This window comes from Collinsella sp. AM16-21, from assembly GCF_003471905.1.
In the GTDB taxonomy this organism is placed as follows: domain Bacteria; phylum Actinomycetota; class Coriobacteriia; order Coriobacteriales; family Coriobacteriaceae; genus Collinsella.
Map to the genome: position 1 here is coordinate 93,369 of NZ_QRKJ01000002.1, position 21,888 is coordinate 115,256.

The window sequence follows — 21,888 nt, forward strand, 5'->3', positions numbered from 1 at the left end:
CGAACGTAGGGAGGGTTGTGTCTTGAAGAGCCATCTGAACAAATTGAGCCGTCTGCAGGGTGCCGGCGCCCTGCCGTTTGCGGACGAATTGCTGCCGTTTGCCGAGCGGGCGGCACGCGAGGCACTCGAGGCATTGTCGCCAACACGATGTGCCGGCTGCGAGCGCGCCGGTGCGCTTATTTGCCAAGACTGCCTGGCCGCGCTCACGCTCATCGACCCACGTCATAGCTGCACCCGATGCGGCGCCCCGTTTGGGGATTTGCTGTGCACTGAGTGTTCGGTCGAGGGCACGTCCTCGGCAATGGCGGAGGCGCTCGACCGCTGCCTGGCGTGCTCCGTCTATGCGCATCCGCTGCCGCGCATCATTAAAGCGTACAAGGACGCGGGCGAGCGACGCCTGGCGCCGTATCTGGCGGAGCTGCTCTACGACACCGCCCTGCATGCCCAGGTCGTAGCGCCCGATCGCTTAGGAGGTGTGCTGTCCGGTGCGGATGCGGTGGTGTTTGTGCCTGCGACGGCGGCAGCGTTTCGGCGGCGCGGTTTTGATCATATGGAGGCCATTGCGCGCCCATTTTGCGAGCTGTCGGGTGTTCCTCTGCTCGATGCCCTCGTCAAGTACGGGCATGGCGACCAGCGCGAACTCGGTCGTGAGGAGCGTCGCGAGCGTGCCCAAGGCATGTACGAGACGGTTGAGGACGTGCACGGCCGCCGCCTACTGCTTATCGATGACGTTATCACCACGGGCGCGACCATGGCAGCAGCCTCGGCGGAGCTCAAGCGTGCCGGCGCTGCGGCAGTCGATGGCCTTGCTATCGCACGTGTTTGGTAGGGGTGGTTTTGTGGCAGTGAAGATGGCGCGTGCGGCCCGTCCTGACCTGCGAAATCTGTACTCGCGATGCGAATGACGCCCCTAACCTTAAACTTTAGCTTGAACTTAGCTATAATGCGCTACGTTCCTGCCAGGCTGTGGTTGCGGACGGACGAAATGCCCGTCCTAGTCCAAGACAGACGCGGTCAAAGGGATCCACGTAAGCGACCGCGTGCGCGCGGCGCGATCATGGCGCGTCCTAGATGTAAGCCGCACCGTCCGTTCTACTTTCTTTGGGGCAATACCGCCTCGCGGGCGAGCGGGCCAGTCGTGAAGGTGGCTGCGGCCTCCCGAGCAAACACCCCGGTGCGCAAGTGTGGGGTCAAATACCAGGTCAGCTGGTGGGAACAATCTGATATTCCGCGCAACGCACGGATCGTATACGACACAGAAGGCAGGGTAGTGGACATGGTGAGGGGCAGCTTGATGCACGCGGCTCGGTTAGGTGCTGGGACCGCAGCGGTCATCGCCGTTTTGGGCCTGAGCGGATGCGCGTTCAACCCGCTGTCTACGTTCACGACTCCCACGATCGACCAGATCGAGTACGAGACCGTCACGCCCGCGGTGTCGGATGATGCCCTGGTCACCCCCGGTACCCTGACGGTTGCCCTCGATACCTCCGATGCGCCGCAGGCCATGCAGGGCGCTGACGGCGAGCTCACGGGGTATGCAGTCGACGCTGCCCGCGCCCTCGCAAGCCGCATGGGCCTTAAGGTCGCCTTTGTCGATGCGTCCTCGGCAGGTTCCGCGCTCGGTGACAAAAAGGCTGATATCTTTATCGGCGAGATCAACTCCACGGATGGGGACGTTAGCTCGCTCGGCACGTGCCTGTACGATGCCGCTTCCGTGTTCGGTAAAACCAGCGATGGTGGGTCGCTGAGCGTTTCCACCGATACCCTTAACACGTCTACTCTGGGTATCCAGATGTCCTCGGCCTCGCAGGAGGCGCTTGCTAAGCAGAGCATCACCGCCAACCAAAAGACTTACTCCAACATCAACGAGTGCTTTGAGGCGCTCGAGTCCGGCGAGGTCGACTATGTGATCTGCGACTCCACGGCTGGCGGTTACCTTGCGCGACTGATGAGCGAGATCTCCTATGTCGGTGCGCTCGAGGCGCCCTCGACGCTTGGTGTTGCAGGCCTTTCGTCCAATGACGAACTGTGTCGTGCCGTGAGCGATGCCCTCGACGGTATTACGGCCGACGGCACGCTCGAGGCGGTCCACTGCGTCTGGTACGGCACGATGCCCTACGACCTCACCACTAAGACGGTTTCGGGCGCTAACGTGCAGCCGGGCGACTCTGAGTCCAGCGAGACCACATCCTCCGGCAGCGAGTCCTCCGATTCCAACAATGAGACCGCATCCTCCGAAGACAAATCGTCCAGCCAGGAAGACACCATCACCGACGACGACATTAACAAGCTTAATAGCTAGTTATTGCTAGGGGTGGTGTCTCCTATGCGCTAGGAGAGATGCCCCTTCACGGTTTCAACACGCACTGCCGGGCTTCCCCAATAGGGGAGCCCGGCTTTTTCATCTCTATAAAACCAGCAGGTCAAAGCCAATTTTCGGGACCAAATACAAAGTCGCCGGCTCCCTCCTATAGCGCACTTTGCCACAGAAAAGTGCGAGACTTCGGTATGCGGTATCAAGCAATCGTTATTCGGGTCTTTAGGAATCCGCGTGATTAAATGCACGGCAATGGGTACATAGCCAGTACAGTAAGTCCCCGAGGCAGATTGGAGCCACGTATGGATATCAAGGTTTCTGGACGCAAGACGACGGTAACCGATGCTCTGCGTGCGCATGTGGATGAGAAGATCGGCGAGGCGCTCAAGGTTTTCGATATCGAGCCCATGACGGTCGACGTTGTACTTCGCTATGAGAAGAACCCCTCGAACCCCAACCCGGCAATCGTCGAGGTTACGGTTCGTGCCCGCGGTTCGGTGATTCGCGTTGCCGAGCACGGTGCAGATATGTACGCCGCCATCGACCTCTCCGCCGATAAGGTCACCCGCCAGCTGCGTAAGTTCAAGACTAAGGTCGTGGACAACCGCCAGGGCGGTGCCAGCGCCGCGGATGTCGCGCCGGTCGAGCGCGTCGAGGATCTGGCCGACCTGCTGCTGCCCGAGGAGGAGGACGACCTGCTCGTCCGCGAGAAAGTCATCGATGTCACCCCGATGACTGAGGAGCAGGCGCTGGTGCAGACCGATCTGCTCGGCCACGACTTCTACGTGTTCGAGAACGCGACGACTGGCCTCATCAATGTGGTGTATCACCGTAAGAATGGTGGATATGGCATCATCAAGCCCCGCATCGAAACACTTGACGAGTAAAATACGTTAACTTGCATGAGTTAACGGTTGGCGGCCATCCCATGCGGGTGGCCGCCTTTTTACGTAAGGAGTCGCTTTGATGGACAAGGCCGCATCCGCCGGTCATTCGGACCGTTGCCGCATCGTCGTCGATACCTGCTGCGACTTTAGCCCCGAGGTCGCCGCGAACCTCGATGTCGATATCTTGGGTTTCCCCTTCATTATCGATGGCGAGGAGCGCACGGATGACATCTGGTCGAGCATCACACCCAAGGAGTTTTACGATCGCATGCGCGCCGGTGCCCGCGTGTCCACCTCGGCTGTGTCGCTCGGTCGCTATATCGAGTTCTTTACCGAGTGCGCCAAAGAGGGCACGCCCACGGTCTACCTGTGCTTTACCTCGGCGCTGTCGTCGAGCTACAACTCCGCGTGCCAGGCGGCGGACGCCGTGCGCGCCGAGTATCCCAACTTTGAGCTGTACGTGGTCGACAACGCTCTGCCCTGTGCGACCGGCGAGCTCTTGGCGCTTGAGGCCGTGCGTCAGCGTTCGGCGGGACTGACCGCCAAGCAGCTGGTCGACTGGGCAAACGAGGCCAAGACCTATGTCCACGGTTACTTTACGCTCGAGAGCTTTGACGCGCTGGCTGCCGGCGGCCGCATTCCGCCCGCGGCGGCACAGCTCACGGCAAAGCTCGACGTCAAACCCGAGCTGTCCTACGACCTGGCCGGCTCGCTGTCGCTGATCGGCGTCAACCGCGGTCGCAAGAAGGCGCTCAAGTCCATTCTCAAGTCGTTCCGCGAGAACTATGTGCCCGATCGCACCATGCCCATCGCCATTATGACGGCCGATGCCGAAAAGGACGGCGACTGGCTCGAGGCCGCCATCCGCAAGGAGGAAGGCTGCGCCGACGTGACCATCATCCGCAGCTCTGTGGGCCCCACCATTGGCTCGCACGTGGGCCCCGGCATGGTGGCTTGCGCGTTTTGGGGCAAGAACCGCGCCGACAAGGCGTCGCTTTCCGACCGCATCGCCCGCCGCGTGCGCGGTCAGTAGGCAAGTAACGCGGCCGTAATCGCCCTCGACTCACAGCCCAACGCTGGCACCGAGTATTCAACCTGGTAATAACACCCAACCCAAAAGGAAAGGTTTCATGGCAAACAAGCTCTCCGTCGCATTTATCGGCACCGGAATCATGGGTGCCCCCATTGCCGGCCACATCCTGGATGCCGGCTATCCCGTCACGGTCAACAACCGCACTAAGTCCAAGGCCGCCGCGCTTATCGAGCGCGGTGCCGTTTGGGCCGATACGCCGGCAGATGCCGTGGCGAACGCCGACGTCGTCTTTACCATGGTGGGTTATCCCTCCGAGGTCGAGGAGCTCTACCTGGCGGGCGACGGCCTGTTGGCCTGCACTAAGCCCGGCGCGGTGCTGATCGACCTCACCACGAGCTCGCCCGAGCTCGCCCGTGACATTGCCGAGGCCGCCCAGGTTTCCGGCCGCATGGCGTTTGACTGCCCCGTCACCGGCGGCGAGTCGGGTGCTATCGCCGGCACGCTTACGGCTATCGTTGGCGCTACCGAAAACGACATCGCTCCGGTCCGCGATATCCTTTCCACCTTTGCGGCCAACATCTGCTGCTTCGACGGTGCCGGCAAGGGCCAGGCTGCCAAGCTCGCCAACCAGGTGTCGCTGGGCGCCTGCATGGTCGGCATGGCAGACGCCATGGCATTTGCCGAGCTGAGCGGCCTTGATCTGGAGAAGACCCGTCAGATGATCCTGGGCGGCACCGGCAAGTCCGGCGCCATGGAGAGCCTGGCGCCCAAGGCGCTCGATGGCGACTACAAGCCCGGCTTTATGGTCGAGCACTTCATTAAGGACCTGCGTCTGGCGCTCGCCTACGCCGATGACCGCGAGCTCGCGCTTCCCGGCGCCGACGTGGCCTTTACGCTCTACGACATGCTCGACGCTATCGGTGGCGCCAAGCTGGGCACCCAGGCCATCACGGTCCTCTATAAGGAGGAGGCCGATGCCATCGCCGCCGGTCTGGACTGGTCGCAGTATCGTCCCGAGGAGCATGGCGCTCACGAGGAAGGTTGCGGTTGCGGCGAGCACGGCGAGGACCATGAGTGCGGTTGTGGCCATCACCACGGCGAGGACCACGAGTGCTGCGGTGGCCACGGCCATGACGACGGCCACGAGTGCTGCTGCGGCCACCATCACGGGGAGTAGCGCCTATGAGCTGGACGTTCGTGGTGCTTGCGCTGGTGCTCTTTCTCTTTGCGATCTACATCGGCTTTTTGTGCGGCCAGTGGGCCTGCGAAAAGCGCGTGATCACCAAGCGCGACTACTGGATTGCCAACTTTGCGGGTGCGGCGGCAGTCGTCCTGCTGACCTGGGTGTTCTCGCTGTTCCCGCTGGTGCAGTTTGCGCCGATCGGCTGGCTCGGCGGCTTTATCGCAGGCCTTAAGATGAGCTTTGGCGAGTCCGTCGGTCCGTGGCGCAAGCACGACGAGGTCTTTAACGTCAACAAGGCTCATCGCGCCGCCGCCGACGCGGGCGACGCCGAGGAGCGCCGCCGCGCACGTCGCAATGGCGCGGCCGACCGACAGCTCATCTCGGTCACCGATGACAGCAAGGGTGCTGGCAAGCACGCTAAGAAATAGTAAGAAGAGGTAACTATGGCAGAAAACAAAGACGAACAGCTCACCGACGAGGAGCTGGCACAGCTCCAGCTGGCAGAGGAGAACGAGAACGCCGTCGATCGCCTGGTCCAGGAGCTCGGCTGCCCCACGCGCCGCATCCGCCAGTTTGCCGCCCGCGTGCTGCACCTGCTTGCCGAGCGCGATCCGCAGCGCGTCGAGCCCTGCGTACCCGCGCTGATCGAGGCGCTCGACCGCCCCGAGGCGCAGACCCGCTGGGAGGCCCTCGATGCTCTGACGGCGCTCGCCACCACCTGTCCCGAGCAGCTGGGCGATGCCTTTGAGGGCGCCGAGACCGCACTGTTCGACGAGATCTCCTCCACGCTGCGCTATGCCGCCTTCCGCCTGCTGTGCGTGTGGGGTGCCACAAGTGTCGAGCGTTCGTGCGAGGCTTGGCCCATCCTAGACGAGGCCATCCAGTGCTACCACGGCGACCTTGAGTATCGCGACATGCTCGGTTGCCTGTACGAGTTTTGCCAGGGCGAAATCGACGCCGAGGTTGCCGAGAAGCTTGCGCTGCGCCTTAAGTTCGATGCCGAGAACGGTAAGGGCAGCTATCTCAAGGCCCGTTCGAGCGAGATTTGCGAAATGCTTGTTAAACGTTTTGGCCTGGATCTCTCCAAAAAGAAGAAGCGTGCTAGCGTTAAAAAATCTGACGACGCCGAAGACGAGGAGTAACAGATTATGGCGCACGATGTAGTCCTGATTCCCGGTGACGGTATCGGTCCCGAGATTACGCAGGCCATGCGCCGCGTGGTCGAGGCCACCGGTGTCCAGATCAACTGGAACGTCCAGGAGGCCGGCGCCGGCGTCATGGACGAGTTTGGCACGCCGCTGCCCCAGCACGTGCTCGACGCGGTCGCCGAGACCAAGGTTGCCATCAAGGGCCCCATCACTACGCCGGTCGGCACGGGCTTCCGCAGCGTTAACGTGGCCCTGCGCAAGCACTTTGACCTGTATGCCTGCGTGCGTCCCTGTCTGTCGCAGCCGGGCGACGGCTCGCGTTTCCGCGACGTCGACCTGGTCATCGTGCGCGAGAACACCGAGGACCTCTATGCCGGCATCGAGTTCGACGAGGGCGCAGCCGAGGTCGAGGAGCTTTCACAGCTCGTCGAGCGCTCGGGTCAGAAGACCTTTGCCGCCGATTCCGCCATCTCGATCAAGCCCATCTCTATCGCCAAGAGCCGCCGTATTGTGGAGTACGCCTTTGAGTATGCCCGCCGCTGCGGCCGCAAAAAGGTGACGGCCGTGCACAAGGCCAATATCATGAAGGCGACCGACGGCCTGTTCCTGCGCGTGGCGCGCGAGGTGGCCGCCAGCTATCCCGATATCGAGTTCAACGACAAGATCGTTGACGCCACCTGCATGGGCCTGGTCCAGAACCCCAACGACTTCGATGTCCTGGTGCTGCCAAACCTGTACGGCGACATCGTGAGCGACCTGTGCGCCGGCCTGGTGGGCGGTCTTGGCATGGCGCCCGGCTCCAACATCGGTGCCGACTGCGCCATTTTTGAGGCAACGCACGGTTCGGCACCCGATATCGCTGGCCAGGATATCGCCAACCCCACGGCCGAGATCCTCTCTGCTGCGATGATGCTCGACCACCTGGGCGAGAACGATGCGGCCAACCGCATTCGCGCCGCCGTCTCTGCCACGCTCGACGAGGGCGAGCAGGTTACCGGCGACGTGCGTCGTGCCCAGACCGGCTCCGTTGAGGGCGCCGTGGGCACGCAGGCCTTTGCCGATGCCGTTATCGCGCACCTGGTCTAAGGTATGCACGCTGCAAACGCCTAAATAGTACTTAAGTGTTTGCGTATAACCTAAGAATCAATACGCCCGGCGCCTCGTCGGGCGTATTCTATTGGGGACTATGTTTCCTAACAAGGAGTAATTGATATGGGTCTGATTCAAAAGAAGGACGAGAAGGACGAGATCGACGGCATCCAGATCATCGAGCGCGGCGAAGGCCCCGACGGTGACGAGGACGAGAAGATCGACCTGGTCGTCGGCACGTCTGCCGAGCACATTGCCGCCGGCACGACGGCCGAGGAGGAGGATGCTCGCCTGGAGGCAAAGATCGCTGCGGATGCCGCCGACGAGAACCTCATGCCCGAGGAGCAGGACGAGGACGACGACTCCGACGAAGACGACCATGCATCCAAGCACAAGAAGACGATGATCGCCGCCTTCGTGGTTGCAGTCGTGATCGCTGCGGTGGTCGGCTTCTTTATTGGCAATGGCGGCTTTGGCGGCAAGGGTGTCGGCTCGGCTACCCTCACCGAGGACCAGCTCGATTCGACCGTGGCAAGTTATAGCTATAACGGCAAGAAGAGCGACATCACCGCGCGCGAGGCCATCGAGAGCCAGTACAGCCTCGATACCGTCAAGGATAGCAACGGCAACTACACCGCCCCCTCTGCCGACGTCATCCTGTCCTACGTGCGCAACAAGATTCTGCTCGATGCTGCCGAGGACGAGGGCATTACCGTCTCTTCTAAGGAGATGAAGAAGTACGCCGAGGATTCTATCGGCACCTCGGACTACGACACCATGGCCAAGCAGTATGGCGTGTCCAAGGACCAGGCCAAGCGGATCGTCCGCCAGTCCGCGACGCTGCAGAAGCTCTACAAGAAGAAGGTGGGCGATGCTTCCGCGAGCATGCCGACCGCTCCGACTGAGCCTTCTGACGGCAACGAGGACACCGCGAGCAAGGATTACGCCGATTACATCATCAACCTTGCCGGTGACGAGTGGGATAGCTCGAAGGGCACCTGGAAGGACGAGAACAGCACCTACGCTAAGGCCTTCGCTAACGATGCCTTTACCGCCGAAAGTGCCACCTATAAGCAGGCCATGACCGCCTATTACACCGCCTACCAGCAGTATTCCTCGCAGGCCTCAAGCGCTAGCTCCAAGTGGACCGAGTATGCTAACGGCCTCTATGCCAAGGCCAACATCAGCATCTACGGCCTGTTTGCGTAAGATCTGTCTGCACTACTGCGCGCTAACCGATCTACCTGATTAAGCCCGCTAGAACGACAAAGTTCTAGCGGGCATTTTGTTACCGAAACCACTAGGATAGGACTTGCGCCCGTGCAAGTGCTTCATCGGGTATCCTCAATTCATCCTGGAAAACGGCCGTAAACGATTGCAAATAACCGGTGAACGGTCAAAAACTACCGTTCACCGATAATATCGAAACTGGTTCTAACTGGTATTAAGTCAAAAAGACCAATTCACAAATCTTCACAATGACCTGCATTTTTTCTACACGCCATTTTTAGCCACCCTGCGTTGTTTAGACACGAAAAAAGTTCCGATCTTTCGTCAAATCATTTCGAAACGGTTTCAAAATCGCAGGTAGAAGTGTTAATGAGCGGTAAACGGTCGATTTTCCGCCGTGAACGGTGCAAAAACGTTTTACTGTATGAATCAACGAAAGCAACCTCTTCTGTGGTGATATAGTGACAACAACACGTCACGTGGTTACTACCAGTTGAGAAACCACTGGTCTTCAAAGAACGCTTTCCAAGAAGCTTTAAGGGCACCCGCCCGCTGGCTTCCGAAAACTATCGGACTCAGATCGTACACACCTTCGGAAGGGAAATTTGAATGGTTGGCTTTATTCTTACCGGTCATGGACAGTTCGCACCCGGCATCGCAAGCGCTATCGCTATGGTCGCTGGTGATCAGCCCGCTTTTACCGTCGTTCCTTTTGAGGGCGACCAGGCTGCTTCCTACGGTGAGGATCTCCGCGCCGCTATTACCGCCATGCGCGAGGAGTGCGATGGCGTGCTCGTCTTTACCGACCTGCTTGGTGGTACCCCGTTCAACCAGGCAATGATGATTGCCCAGGATGTCGACAACGTCGAGATTCTGACTGGAACTAACCTTCCCATGGTTATTGAGCTTCTGTTCCTCCGCGGCAACGCCACGCTCGCCGAGCTTGGCGAGCAGGCCGTGACCGTTGGCCAGACGGGCATCACCGCCCAGACGGTCGCTTCCGTCGCTGGTGCCGAGGAAGAGGATATCTTCGGCGACGAGGACGGCATCTAATGGCCGATTTCGGAGCCAACGTCCTGAGCTCTTCGGTCGCTCTTTTGGGCCTGCTTGTCATCATGGGCTTGATTTACACCATCTGGTCGCAAATCAACATGAAGAAGAAGCAGAAGTACTTCAAGGAGCTGCACACCGAGCTCAAGCCGGGTCAGGAGGTTCTTTTCGCCGGCGGTATCTACGGAACCGTCAAAGGCATCGAAGGCGAAAAGGTCCAGATCAAAGTCCGATCCGGAGCCGTCGTAGATGTTTCGCGTTACGCGATTCAGGAGATCAAGTAACTGTCGTCAGCAAATAACGAAAGGAAGCTGATCAACATGGCAGAACCCAACATTCTTCTTACCCGCATCGATAACCGACTGGTCCATGGTCAGGTCGCTACCCAGTGGAACTCCACCCTGGGCTCCAACCTCATCCTCGTCGCCAACGACGACGTGTCGACCAACACCATGCGTCAGAACCTCATGAAGATGGCCGCTCCCACCGGCGTCGCTACGCGTTTCTTCTCCCTGCAGAAGACCATCGACGTCATCGGCAAGGCGAGCCCGCGCCAGAAGATCTTCATCGTGGCCGAAACACCGGAAGACGTGCTTACGCTCGTCAAGGGCGGTGTGCCTATAAAGAAGGTAAACATCGGCAACATGCACATGTCGGAAGGAAAGCGCCAAGTCGCCACCTCCGTCGCAGTTAACGACGAGGATGTCGCTGCGTTTAAAGAGCTGCAGGAATTGGGGGTGGAGTTGGAGATCAGGCGCGTTCCGAGCACGCCTGTTGAGGACACGAGCAAGCTCTTCTCGTAATCCTCGTGATCCACGTTGTCAGGAGTGAAACCCTGACATTCTGTACGTGAAATCCAAAGTGCGTACATACATTTTGAAAGGAGGAGCAAGATGGAATACACGATCTTCCAGGTCGCTCTGGTCTTCATCGTCACGTTCGTCGCGGCAATCGACCAGTTTAACTTCCTCGAGTCTCTCTATCAGCCCATCGTCACCGGCGCCGTCATCGGTCTTATCCTTGGCGACCTCAACACCGGTCTTCTCGTGGGTGGTACTTATCAGCTCATGACGATCGGCAACATGCCGATCGGAGGTGCTCAGCCGCCTAACGCTGTTATCGGCGGCATCATGGCAGCCATTCTCGCTATCGCTACGGGCCTTGAGCCCAACGCGGCAGTCGGTCTTGCCATTCCGTTCGCTCTGCTTGGTCAGCTCGGCGTTACCCTGGTCTTCACGCTTATGTCGCCGCTCATGTCCTCCGCGGACAACATGGCTCACAACGCTGACACCAAGGGTATCGAGCGTCTGAACTACTTCGCCATGGCTCTGCTCGGCCTGATCTTCGCTGTCGTCGTCACCCTGTTCTTCATCGCTGGCGCTACCATCGGTCAGACCATCGCTTCCGCCATCCCGACTTGGCTGCAGACCGGTCTCTCCGCTGCAGGCGGCATGATGCGCTTCGTCGGCTTCGCCGTCCTGCTCAAGGTTATGATGAACCGCGATATGTGGGGCTTCTTCCTCATGGGCTTTGGCCTCGCGCTCATCACCGTTGCCAACGATTCTCTGGCAACCCCTGCCCTGCTCATCCTCGCTCTCATCGGCTTCGGCATCGCTTTCTGGGACTTCCAGCAGCAGACCGAGCTGAAGGGTGCAGCTGTTTCTGACGGAGGTGACTTCGAAGATGGCATCTAATGAGTATGTGATCCCGGAGCACTACGAGGATCTCACTCCTGCTCCGCAGCTCGACCAGAAGACCCTCAACAAGATGGCTTGGCGCTCCTGCTTCCTGCAGGCATCGTTCAACTACGAGCGCATGCAGGCCGCTGGCTGGCTCTACTCCATCATCCCCGGTCTGGAGAAGATCCACACCAACAAGAACGACCTCGCGGCTTCCATGAGCCACAACCTGGAGTTCTTCAACACCCACCCGTTCCTCGTCACCTTTGTTATGGGTATCGTGCTTTCGCTCGAGCAGAACAAGGTTGACATCCCCACGATCCGCGCCGTCCGCGTCGCCGCAATGGGCCCGCTCGGTGGTATCGGTGACGCCCTGTTCTGGCTGACGCTCGTGCCTATCACGGCCGGCATCACCTCCAACATGGCCATCAACGGCAACGCCGCTGCGCCGATCATCTTCCTGGTGATCTTCAACGTCGTCCAGTTCGCTCTGCGCTTCTGGCTCATGAACTGGTCCTACAAGCTTGGCACCAGCGCTATTGACGCTCTGACTGCCAACATGCAGGCCTTCACGCGTGCCGCTTCCATCATGGGCGTCTTCGTCGTCGGTTGCCTGGTCGTCACCATGGGTGGCACCCAGATCAACCTCCAGATCCCCAACGGCACCACCCGTGGCCTCTCCGCCAATACCGTGATCGTCTCCGAGAAGGAGGCCGAGAACTTCACCGGTATGGAGGGCATCGATACCGAGACCGCTGAGGCCGGTACCATCGCCATGACCGATGAGGACGGCAACGCCCTCACCGCTTCCGATGCCGACGGCAACGCTGTCGAGTGCGGCGTCACCGATCTGGGCAACGGCATGGAGTCCGTTACCTACGGTACCGTCACCGAGGATCCGGTCAACTTCTCCGTTGCCGACACCCTCAACACCATCGTCCCGAAGCTCGTCCCGCTTATGCTTACGCTGCTGCTTTACTACATGTTCGCTAAGCACAGCTGGACCCCGACCAAGGGCATTCTGCTGCTCTTCGTCCTGGGCATCCTGGGCGCTGGCCCGCTTGGTCTCTGGCCGAGCATCTGGTAAGGCTCTAGCTTGAGGGGTGTGTCCCTACGCGGCTCACACCCCGACCCCTTAAGCCATGTGTATGTTAAAAGCCGCGTGCTCGAAAGAGCGCGCGGCTTTTGTTTTCTTGATGATTCGGGTGTTGCGGACTGATAATGCTTAACACCCTAGGTAGTTAGCCGAATTCGAGCAAAAGGGAGGATAGGATGGCGATCGGAGTGCGCAAACAGCCCCTATACGATCAGCTGGTCGATATTCTGACCGAAAAGATTGACCATGAATATCATGCCGGTGACATGATTCCTTCCGAGCGCGAATTATCGGAGCGCTATGGTCTCTCGCGCACCACAGTGCGCCTGGCCCTGCAGGAGTTGGAACGCTTGGGGCTGGTGGTTCGGCAGCACGGTCGCGGCACCTTTGTGACCGACCGTTCGGCAAAGGTAACCAATCTTACGCAGTCCTACAGCTTTACCGAGCAGATGCGTGCGATGGGTCGCGAACCAGAGACCACGATTCTCGATTTTTGCGAGATGGAGGCCGATAAGAATCTGGCCGAGCATATGGGGTGCCGCATCGGCGACCGTATCTTTAAGCTCAAGCGCCTTCGTTCCGCCGACAACATGCCCATGATGGTCGAGCGCAGCTATCTGCCGGTGCGTAAGTTCTTGTCGCTCAAGCGTCCGCTCTTGGAGCGTAAACCGCTCTACGATGTGATTGAGCAAGATTTCCAACAAAAGATACGCGTGGCCGAAGAGGAGTTCTATGCGAGCATAGCCCGTCCCACCGACGCTCACCTTTTGGGAATCGTCGAGGGCTCGCCAGTGCTCGATTTGGTCAGGACTACGTATAACGAGTCAAACGAGGTTGTGGAGTATACGCTCTCGGTTGCTCGTGCCGACCAGTTTAAGTACAAGGTTTATCACCAGCGCAACGATTAATGATGCACTTGTTTCGTTGTGTTGATTCTTTGCAGTCAACTGGTTACTACCAGATAACCAACTGAAGTGTATAATTGCACGTCAGAGGATTACTTCTAGAGAGAGGTATTAGAAATGTTCGAGAAGAGTGTCGAGGAGCTCACTGAGCTCGGCGCCCAGATCACCACGGCCGAGATTGCCCAGCAGCCCGAGCTTTGGCGTGATACGCTCAACATCTACCGCGAGAACAAAGAGGCCATCGAGGCCTTTCTGGCTGAGGCTCGCGCTATGGGCGAGGGCCGTCTGTCCGTTGTCTTCACCGGTGCCGGTACGTCCGACTATGTTGGCGATACCTGCGCCCCGTACCTGCGTCACGCTGGCAACACTGATCTCTACGACTTTAAGCCCATCGCCACGACCGATATCGTGAGCGCCCCGCGCGACTTCCTGCGCGCCGAGGATCCCACGCTCGTGGTTTCCTTTGCCCGCTCTGGCAACAGCCCCGAGAGCCTTGCCGCCGTCGCCGTTGCCAAGGAGCTCGTCCACAACGTCAAGTTCCTCAACATCACCTGCGCTCCCGAGGGCAAGCTCGCTGTCGAGTCCGCTGATGACCCCAATGCGCTGACGCTGCTCATCCCGCGCGCCAACGACAAGGGCTTCGCCATGACCGGTTCCTACACCTGCATGACCCTGCTCTCTACCCTCATCTTTGACGAGGCTTCCGACGAGCAGAAGGCCGAGTGGGTCGAGACCATCGCCAAGATGGGCGAGGAGGTCATCGCTCGCGAGTCCGAGGTTGCCGATTACCTGGCTGGCGACTTCAACCGCGTGACCTACTTGGGTTCCGGCTCCTTCGGTGGCCTTGCCCAGGAGAGCCAGCTCAAGATCCTCGAGCTCGCTCACGGTCTGGTCGCTACTTCCTACGACACCTCTATGGGCTATCGTCACGGACCCAAGTCCTTCGTCGACGACAAGACCCTCGTGTTCGTGTTCGTCAACAACGATGCCTACACCCGTCAGTACGATATCGACATCCTCAACGAGATCGGTGGCGACGAGATCGCTCAGCACACCGTTGCCGTTCAGCAGGATGGCGCTACCGTCTACGAGGGCGAGTCCTTCACCTTTAAGGGCTATGAGGTACTCCCCGAGGGCTACCTTGCCCTGCCGTTCGTGATGTTTGCCCAGGCCATCAGCCTGCTCAACTCCGTGCGCGTGGGCAACACGCCCGATACGCCGAGCCCCACCGGCACGGTCAACCGCGTGGTTAAGGGCGTGACGATTCACCCCTTCACCGCTTAATCGCGTCCCCCCTGTAAGGGCGCCCGTCCGCTCATAACGGCGGGCGGGCGCTTTTTGTTTTCACTTGGACCGGGTATAAGCATCACCACAGTCAACTGCTTTAGAAGCAAGGAGTGCATATGAGCACGTACGCAATTAAGGCTGACAAGTTCTTCTTGCCGGCAGGTCCGCAGCTGGGCGGCTATCTTATGGTCGAGGATGGCGTCTTTGGCGCCTGGCAGGCCGACGAGCCCTCTTGCGAGATCAAGGACTACACGGGATCGTGGATCGCACCGGGTATGGTCGATACCCACATCCATGGCTTCTACAACCACTCAACTACCGATAACGACCCCGAGGGTATCGATATCAGCTCGACTGAGCTCGCCCGTCGCGGTACCACCAGCTGGCTACCCACGACGTTCACCGATGGCGTCGAGCAGATCAAGGACGCCTGCGCCGCCATCGCTCAGGCGGACGAGGGTCGCGGCCCCGACTTCTGCGGTGCTCGCATTCAGGGCATCTACCTGGAGGGCCCCTTCTTTACCATGAAGCACGTGGGCGCGCAGAACCCCGCTTATCTTATCGATCCCTCCGAGGAGGTCTTTGATCAGTGGCAGGAGGCTGCGGGCGGTCGCATCGTTAAGAGCGCCATGGCGGCCGAGCGCGACGGTGCCGCTGCTTATGCGGCTGCTCTGAACGCCAAGGGTGTGGTGACCAGCATCGGTCACTCTGACGCCACCTACGATGAGTGCATCGCCGCCATCAACGCCGGTGCCAGCTGCTTTACGCATACCTATAACGGCCAGCGCGGGCTGCATCACCGTGAGCCCGGTGTCGTGGGTGCTGCTATGTCCACGTCCGAGACCTACGCCGAGATCATCTGTGACGGCAAGCACGTAAACCCTGCCGCCATCAAGGCGCTGCTGCAGGCCAAGGGCTGGCAGCACACGGTACTCATCACCGACTGCCTGGGCTGCGGCGGCATGCCCGAGGGCAGCTACACCAGCGGCGGCATGGACGTCATCATGAAGGACAACCTGTGCTGGCTCGCCGATGGCAAGAGCATTGCCGGTTCGGTGCTCACGCTTGCCCAGGGCGTCAAGAACATCGTCGACTGGGGCATCGCCAGCGCCGATATCGCCATTCGCATGGCAACCGAGGTGCCGGCACGCTCCGCGCACATCGAGGATAAGTGCGGCAGCATCATGCCGGGTCGCGACGCCGACTTTGTCGTGTTCGACCATGAGCTCACCCTCGTCGAGACGTATGTTGGCGGCCAGAGCGTCGGCAACGCCTTTACCGAGTAACGAAAGAAAAAGACGGCGGGCCCGAATCTGCTCGGACCCGCCGTATGGGTTAAACGCTCAAAAGCACCTTTACAGTTACAGCTTGTTAGCGATCTTCTTTGCCGTGCGCTTAACGCCGGCCACCAGGCCTCCTGCAGGATGCTCCTTTTCGTAGGCTAGACGCTTCTCGCGCTTGGCGTACTCTTCGACGATGATGTCTCCATACTCGTCTTCGATCTTGTCGAAGAAGTCGACGGCACCCTTAATTTCCTCAGCGGTCGGGTGCCCCTTTTGGACCCCGCCGGTGAGTTTGAACGGCCCCCACGTATCAAAGCCGGGGCAGCCGTAGACACCCATAAAGATGGCCTGCCTCATGCGGCAGATGCCATCGATATCCTTGCCGTACCACTTGTTTTTGCCACCGTAGGTCATAAGGCCAAACACCTTGTCCTGCGGCTGCAGCACGTTAGTGAGCACGCGTGCCATGTCCTTGTCGATCTCGGAGTAATAGATGCCCGTGGCGACACCAATCAGATGGTATTCGTGCAGGTTGGGATACTCGTTTTTGCCGAGCGTTTTCACGTCGAGGGTATCGATTTCGGGGTGCGCCTCGACGATGGCGTCCACGAGCTTTTTCGTATTGCCGTGGTGGCGTGAGGCATAAAGAATGATGGTTCGCATAAGAAGGCCTTTCAGCTGTAATTGCATCAATGTCTGTATGGTACCCCGTTACATGACCGGGATACCGGACGCATCGATGAGCGTGCGGGTTTGTTCTATGGTTAGGATTGAAACGGGCGCTTGCGTGAAATAAAGCAGTTGTTCGAAAGGATGGGTAATGGAATACGCTCTTTCCAACGATTCGATTTCTATTAAGGTTTCCACTGCCGGCGGCTCGTTTACCTCGATTGAGGCCGACGGTCGCGAGTATTTGTGGCAGGGCGACCCCGCAGTATGGTCCGGTCAGGCGCCGGTCTGCTTCCCGATTTGCGGAGGTCTGCGCGACGGCAGCGCCATGACGTTCGCTGGGCATCATGTGAAGCTCGCCCGCCACGGGTTTGCGCGTAAGCAGGAGTGGAAACTGCTGAGCCAAAGCACGAACGAGCTGGCTGTGTGTCTGGCATCCGAGGATAACGCTGCATTGCTGAGCGATTATCCGTATCCGTTTAAGCTCGTCGCCCGCTATACGCTCGAGGACGCTGCCGTGCGCGTCTCCTATGAGGTGACCAACGAGGGCACCGAGGACATGCCGTTCTTTATCGGTGGACACCCCGGCTTTAGGTGCCCGCTCGACGAGGGCGAGGCCTATACGGACTACGAGCTACGCTTCGAGAAGGACGAGGCGGCGGAGCTTTGCACTGCCGTCCCCTCGACTGGCTTGATTGACGTGACCAACCGCTCCAAGAACCCCATGGTGGGAAAGACGCTGCCTCTGTCGCATGAGCTCTTCGATTTTGCGGAGACCATCTTTGACGTGCTCGAGAGCCGTCAGGTCACGCTTTCCAAGAAGGGCGAGGACAAGGGCGTCCGCCTGAGCTTTGAGGGCTTCCCGTATCTCATTGTATGGAGCAAGCCCGAGGGCGATTTTGTGGCAGTTGAGCCCTGGGGCGGCCTTTCGACCTGCTCCGATGAGGACGACGTGCTTGAGCATAAGCGTGGCTGCCTTGTCGCCAAGCCCAAGGAGACCGTCGTTCGCTCGTTCACGATTGAGATTCTGTAATTCCGTTTTGTCGACTCGTATCGCGAGGCACAAGGAGCCTGCGAGATAAGGAGCTAAAAATGATCCTCACCGTTACGATGAACCCGTCCGTCGATACACGCTATCAGCTCGATGAGCTCATTATCGACGACGTTAACCGTGTGACGCCCGAAAAGACCGCCGGCGGCAAGGGTCTCAACGTGGCCCGTGTACTGGGCCAGCTGGGCGACGACGTTGTGGCAACCGGTTTGCTCGGCGGCCACATGGGCGCCTACATGGCCGAGCTCATGGATGCCAACGGCATTAAGAATGATTTTGTACCCATCAAGGGCGAGACTCGCATTTGCCTTAACATCCTCCACGCCGGCAACCAGACCGAGCTACTCGAGAGCGGCCCGACGATTGCCCCCGAGGAGCTCGATGCCTTTACCGCCAAGTTCGCCGAGCTTGCGAGCAAGGCCGCTGTCGTTACCATCTCGGGTTCGCTGCCCCGTGGTGTCGAGGCGGGCTACTACGCCAAGATCACGGGTATTGCCGAGAACGCCGGCGCCAAGGTGCTGCTCGATACCTCGGGTGCTTCGCTCGAGGCCGCCCTTAAGTCCGAAATTAAGCCCGAGCTGGTCAAGCCTAACCTGACCGAGATTAACGGCCTTCTGGGCACGAGCTTTACCACCGACGATGTGGACGAGCTCCGCGCCGCGCTCGCCTCTGATGCCCGCTTCTCCGATATCCCCTGGGTCGTCGTGTCCATGGGCGCTGCCGGCTCCGTGGGCTTCCATAATGGCCGTGCATTCCGCGCCAAGACCCCCGATATCCCCGCCGTTAACGCTACGGGCTCTGGCGATTCGACCATTGCCGGCTTCGCGCATGCGATTGCTGCTGGCGCGGATGACGAGACGGTGCTGCGTACCGCCAACACCTGCGGCAAGCTCAATGCCATGGATCCCATGACCGGCCATCTGGTCATGGATCGTTGGGACGAGGTCTACAACGGCGTTGTCGTGACCGAGCTGTAAAAGCCTGGGCGTCGGCCCCGGCATTGCTTGCTAGCTCATGTCGACGACAAGTGCGGTAGCATTATGCTGGGGCGCGACGCCGAGTTTGTCGTGTTCAATCCCGACCTTACCCTGGTCGAGGCGTATGTGGGTGGCAACAGCATCGGTAACGCGTTTGCCGATTAGCCGCCAAAGAAGCGATCCGAGAGGGGATTTAGATGATTTACGGTGCATTGGGCGATATCGAGGAGTACCGCGGAATGCTCAAGGGCCTCGACGTGCTGATCGACTGGCTCGAGGAGAACGACCCGGCACAGCTCGAGGTCGGCAGCCATCCGATTTTGGGTGAGAAGGTCTTTGCGAACGTCATGTCTCCCACGACGCGTCCCGAGGCCGAGGCTCACTATGAGACGCATCAGCGCTATCACGACCTGCAGATCGACGTCGAGGGTCGCGAGGCCTTTAAGGTCGCCACGGGCAGCCTGACGCTGGTTCAGGAGTTTGACGAGAAGGACGACTACGATCTGGTCGATTCCGACGCTTCGATCGCCGGCGATCTTGCCGACGATAAGTTTGCACTGTTCGTTGCCGGCGAGCCCCACATGCCCACGCTCGAGTTCCCGGGCGATGGCGCACAGCCGGTCAAGAAGATTTGCTTTAAGCTGCTTGCAGATGCTTACTGGGAAGAGTAGCGAGCTGCTTGGCTGAGCTGTTCGTCTGATGGCGTGATTCCCCTAGGGAAATCACGCTAGGACCCCGCCAAACGGGTTTTCCCTAGGGAAATCACGTTTGGCGGGGTTTTCTGTTTTTGAATAGGGAAGCCTCATTTATTTGCGAAGAACATCGGCTAGCCGCAGGATTGAAATCATCGACCGATAAGTGAGTTCCACTTTTTCGCCCGCAAGCAGTCGTTTCGAGCCAATCTCATCTAGCCCCACAAGCCGAGAAAACAGCGGGCCGCTCATCGTGCCATCGTCAATTGATTCCCTTATGGTCTTCAAAACGTCCGTATCATGAAGCGATGCCGAGCTGTAGGGGGCAACACGAGCGGAACTCTCAATTAACGACGAGACAAAAGGATGGAGATGCTTTGGACATAGTCCATCAAACACCACATCCCCATTGTCGTTCGAGCCGACCAGGCGCCAAGTATAATGATCGACCCAGTCATCTCCGTCATATATGGCGTCCATGAGCAACTTCCCGTCTAGAGAGAGAAACCTATTTGGACATCGGGGCGCAAGACCGCAATCCATATCGGACCTGCAGCAGCTCCAACCCAACGCACCACTTAGGTTCCCTTTCGTACATGTGTATCAATCTGCCCCGAAATGCCGGTGAATGCAATTCCAGACCCGTTTGTCGGATAGCAATCGACGTATTTTTGTTTTCCGCTCACAACCTTGTATAGATAAATCGTTCCAGCAAAAGAGAAGGGATCGTTCGCAATTTTGTCCGGAAGAACTTGCCACCTCAAAATCCCGCTACCAATATGGTCAAGCTTGACCGTTCCGCCGTCCCCCTCAAAAGTGGCAAGGGGATTTACCCCAGACTGAGAGTCGGCATCGCCCTCCTTAGCAGTTATCAGCAGGCTGCCCGTATAAGACTGCTGAGGCTCACCTTCAGGACAGGCAGCCTCGGCCCAAGAAGGGCCACTCAGGCAGAACAGTCCGAGCAGCATCATTACCAACAAAAGAAAACCCTTAGTTCTTTTCATCTATATCGTCAATATCTCTCGACATTTGTATATTGTGACTATTTTAGATCTATATGGCCAATTTGAGCCCTCACCATGGCAATTGTTGCAGCTGGGTTTCTTTTCATTAAGATTTCACTTTGGTAAATCCCCGCCCCTAAGCATTAAACCCGAAGTCCACCGAGTGGGCCGCTGTTGACGTGGCTATGTTTGGATTGGCGCGCACGCACTCAAAATCGGCAACAAAAAAGCCGCCCGAAGGCGGCTATCTTGTGTAATGGAGCCAGCGACCGGGCTCGAACCGGTGACCCCCGCTTTACGAGAGCGGTGCTCTACCAACTGAGCTACGCTGGCGGCCATATGATGACGCAACTGAGGCGTCAACGGCTATCTATGATACGGGACATCACACATCCGCGCAAGTGTTCTGACGGCTTTTCTCACTTTAAATGCACTAATATTGGAGACGTGATGTCTCGCTCTTACGAGTCTCAAACAGAATGGGACTGCCATGGCTCAACCCAAGATCCTTCTCACGCGTATCGATGACCGGTTTATTTACGGGCAAGACGTTGAGCTGTGGAACGAGGCTATGGGTTCCAACCTCGTCCTAATCGTCAACGACGAGATTGCGGCGGATTCGCGCAAGTGGGCGCCTATGAGGGTCGCGGCGCCCGAGGGCGTGTGGACGCGGTTTTTCTCGGTGCAAAGGACCATCGACATCATTCATACCGCAACGCCGCGCCAATGGATTCTCATCATGGTGGCGTCGCCCGCGGATACGCTCGCGCTGGTCAAGGGCGGTGTGCCCATTACCAAGATCAGTATCGGTCACATGCAAGCAGGGGAGGGCAAGCGTCCCGCGACGCCCACAGTTGCCGTAGACGACACAGACGTCGCCACCTTCAAAGAGCTGCAAGAACTCGGCATAGAGCTAGAAATCCGCTACCTCCCCAGCTCCAATCCCGACCCCATTCAACTAGTCGTTGGGGACACCCTTGGCACTTGGGGACGTTCCTTTTAATATGAGCAGGACATTGTCAAGAGGCAAAATCGGGCCTGGCCCCAACGATATGGGGTCAGGCCCTCTCCCTATATCAACCCGTCCGCGGCGACCTCGGCGTGTCTTACCGACGCTCGTCTTTGCAGTTTAATATCCGCCCGCGGCGATCTCTCGCCGGGCAATCCGTTGCTACGGCTGAGGCTTCTACGTCGAACCGACAGTCTGTGCACGCGTGTGGCGCCCTGGGCGCTCGCAGAAAAGGGACCTGAGGTTCGCCTCAACGGCTTCGGATCAAACCGCTTCCGGGGTGATTGGCTTATGTGCGG

General features: G+C 58.9%; 24 protein-coding genes and 1 tRNA gene. 21 read left to right on the forward strand and 4 right to left on the reverse strand.

Annotated elements, in window-relative coordinates:
• Positions 1–22 precede the first annotated feature (22 nt).
• The 17 genes from DW180_RS02110 (at position 23) to nagA (ending at position 16,190) form a co-directional block, all read left to right on the forward strand.
• Positions 23–829: a double zinc ribbon domain-containing protein gene (locus tag DW180_RS02110; protein WP_233540049.1), complete on the forward strand. Its 807-nt coding sequence runs from the start codon at positions 23–25 to the stop codon at positions 827–829.
• Between the two features lie 447 nt (positions 830–1,276).
• A complete protein-coding gene (locus DW180_RS02115; RefSeq protein WP_233504131.1) occupies positions 1,277–2,302 on the forward strand; it encodes an ABC transporter substrate-binding protein in 1,026 nt (341 codons plus the stop codon).
• A gap of 317 nt (positions 2,303–2,619) precedes the next feature.
• Positions 2,620–3,204, forward strand: coding sequence for a ribosome hibernation-promoting factor, HPF/YfiA family (gene hpf / locus DW180_RS02120; protein WP_035137685.1), 585 nt, complete (start codon positions 2,620–2,622; stop codon positions 3,202–3,204).
• A gap of 79 nt (positions 3,205–3,283) precedes the next feature.
• Positions 3,284–4,237 (forward strand): DegV family protein, encoded by a 954-nt coding sequence (locus DW180_RS02125; protein WP_089572413.1) that lies wholly within the window; start codon positions 3,284–3,286, stop codon positions 4,235–4,237.
• Positions 4,238–4,334: 97 nt separating this feature from the next.
• Entirely contained in the window at positions 4,335–5,414 is a 1,080-nt protein-coding gene (locus DW180_RS02130; protein ID WP_118237200.1) for an NAD(P)-dependent oxidoreductase, read from the forward strand.
• Positions 5,415–5,419: 5 nt separating this feature from the next.
• Complete coding sequence (locus tag DW180_RS02135) at positions 5,420–5,848, forward strand: hypothetical protein (RefSeq protein ID WP_055310425.1); 429 nt, start codon at positions 5,420–5,422, stop codon at positions 5,846–5,848.
• Between the two features lie 15 nt (positions 5,849–5,863).
• Positions 5,864–6,562 (forward strand): HEAT repeat domain-containing protein, encoded by a 699-nt coding sequence (locus DW180_RS02140; RefSeq protein WP_118237202.1) that lies wholly within the window; start codon positions 5,864–5,866, stop codon positions 6,560–6,562.
• Positions 6,563–6,568: 6 nt separating this feature from the next.
• Entirely contained in the window at positions 6,569–7,654 is a 1,086-nt protein-coding gene (locus tag DW180_RS02145) for an isocitrate/isopropylmalate dehydrogenase family protein (protein ID WP_118237204.1), read from the forward strand.
• Positions 7,655–7,780: 126 nt separating this feature from the next.
• The gene (locus DW180_RS02150; RefSeq protein WP_118237206.1) at positions 7,781–8,866 is read left to right on the forward strand and encodes a hypothetical protein; all 1,086 of its coding nucleotides are present in this window, start codon (positions 7,781–7,783) and stop codon (positions 8,864–8,866) included.
• A 630-nt stretch (positions 8,867–9,496) separates the two neighbouring features.
• Complete coding sequence (locus DW180_RS02155) at positions 9,497–9,940, forward strand: PTS fructose transporter subunit IIA (protein ID WP_117758693.1); 444 nt, start codon at positions 9,497–9,499, stop codon at positions 9,938–9,940.
• Positions 9,940–10,221: a preprotein translocase subunit YajC gene (yajC, locus tag DW180_RS02160; RefSeq protein ID WP_022094612.1), complete on the forward strand. Its 282-nt coding sequence runs from the start codon at positions 9,940–9,942 to the stop codon at positions 10,219–10,221. Before DW180_RS02155 ends, yajC begins: the two co-directional genes overlap by 1 nt.
• 36 nt (positions 10,222–10,257) lie before the next feature.
• Positions 10,258–10,740 carry a PTS N-acetylgalactosamine transporter subunit IIB gene (gene agaV, locus DW180_RS02165; protein WP_117640370.1) on the forward strand — a complete coding sequence of 161 codons (483 nt, stop codon included), beginning with the start codon at positions 10,258–10,260 and terminating at the stop codon, positions 10,738–10,740.
• A 90-nt stretch (positions 10,741–10,830) separates the two neighbouring features.
• Positions 10,831–11,631, forward strand: coding sequence for a PTS sugar transporter subunit IIC (locus DW180_RS02170; protein WP_035137676.1), 801 nt, complete (start codon positions 10,831–10,833; stop codon positions 11,629–11,631).
• Positions 11,621–12,703, forward strand: coding sequence for a PTS system mannose/fructose/sorbose family transporter subunit IID (locus DW180_RS02175; RefSeq protein WP_117758692.1), 1,083 nt, complete (start codon positions 11,621–11,623; stop codon positions 12,701–12,703). Before DW180_RS02170 ends, DW180_RS02175 begins: the two co-directional genes overlap by 11 nt.
• A 185-nt stretch (positions 12,704–12,888) precedes the next feature.
• Complete coding sequence (locus DW180_RS02180) at positions 12,889–13,620, forward strand: GntR family transcriptional regulator (protein WP_117758691.1); 732 nt, start codon at positions 12,889–12,891, stop codon at positions 13,618–13,620.
• A 114-nt stretch (positions 13,621–13,734) separates the two neighbouring features.
• Positions 13,735–14,901 carry an SIS domain-containing protein gene (locus DW180_RS02185; protein WP_117654924.1) on the forward strand — a complete coding sequence of 389 codons (1,167 nt, stop codon included), beginning with the start codon at positions 13,735–13,737 and terminating at the stop codon, positions 14,899–14,901.
• 119 nt (positions 14,902–15,020) lie between these two features.
• A complete protein-coding gene (gene nagA / locus DW180_RS02190) occupies positions 15,021–16,190 on the forward strand; it encodes an N-acetylglucosamine-6-phosphate deacetylase (RefSeq protein ID WP_117646248.1) in 1,170 nt (389 codons plus the stop codon).
• A gap of 75 nt (positions 16,191–16,265) precedes the next feature.
• Here nagA and DW180_RS02195 read toward each other — a convergent pair whose 3' ends face one another.
• A complete protein-coding gene (locus tag DW180_RS02195; RefSeq protein ID WP_117648434.1) occupies positions 16,266–16,850 on the reverse strand; it encodes a hypothetical protein in 585 nt (194 codons plus the stop codon).
• Positions 16,851–17,007: 157 nt separating this feature from the next.
• On the opposite strand from DW180_RS02195, the gene DW180_RS02200 reads away from it, so the two are divergent.
• The 3 genes from DW180_RS02200 (at position 17,008) to DW180_RS02215 (ending at position 19,555) form a co-directional block, all read left to right on the forward strand.
• Complete coding sequence (locus DW180_RS02200; RefSeq protein WP_117758690.1) at positions 17,008–17,889, forward strand: aldose 1-epimerase family protein; 882 nt, start codon at positions 17,008–17,010, stop codon at positions 17,887–17,889.
• A gap of 59 nt (positions 17,890–17,948) precedes the next feature.
• The gene (locus tag DW180_RS02205; protein WP_117648435.1) at positions 17,949–18,884 is read left to right on the forward strand and encodes a hexose kinase; all 936 of its coding nucleotides are present in this window, start codon (positions 17,949–17,951) and stop codon (positions 18,882–18,884) included.
• Between the two features lie 197 nt (positions 18,885–19,081).
• Positions 19,082–19,555 (forward strand): YhcH/YjgK/YiaL family protein, encoded by a 474-nt coding sequence (locus DW180_RS02215; RefSeq protein WP_089572396.1) that lies wholly within the window; start codon positions 19,082–19,084, stop codon positions 19,553–19,555.
• Between the two features lie 135 nt (positions 19,556–19,690).
• On the opposite strand, the gene DW180_RS02220 is transcribed toward DW180_RS02215, so the two are convergent.
• From DW180_RS02220 to DW180_RS02230, 3 genes are all read right to left on the reverse strand, one after another.
• A complete protein-coding gene (locus DW180_RS02220) occupies positions 19,691–20,056 on the reverse strand; it encodes a hypothetical protein (protein ID WP_117564756.1) in 366 nt (121 codons plus the stop codon).
• A gap of 98 nt (positions 20,057–20,154) precedes the next feature.
• Entirely contained in the window at positions 20,155–20,580 is a 426-nt protein-coding gene (locus DW180_RS02225; RefSeq protein WP_118237208.1) for a hypothetical protein, read from the reverse strand.
• 257 nt (positions 20,581–20,837) lie between these two features.
• Positions 20,838–20,913: transfer RNA gene (locus tag DW180_RS02230), tRNA-Thr, on the reverse strand.
• Between the two features lie 157 nt (positions 20,914–21,070).
• On the opposite strand from DW180_RS02230, the gene DW180_RS02235 reads away from it, so the two are divergent.
• Positions 21,071–21,583 carry a PTS sugar transporter subunit IIB gene (locus DW180_RS02235; protein WP_118237210.1) on the forward strand — a complete coding sequence of 171 codons (513 nt, stop codon included), beginning with the start codon at positions 21,071–21,073 and terminating at the stop codon, positions 21,581–21,583.
• Positions 21,584–21,888: the final 305 nt, after the last annotated feature.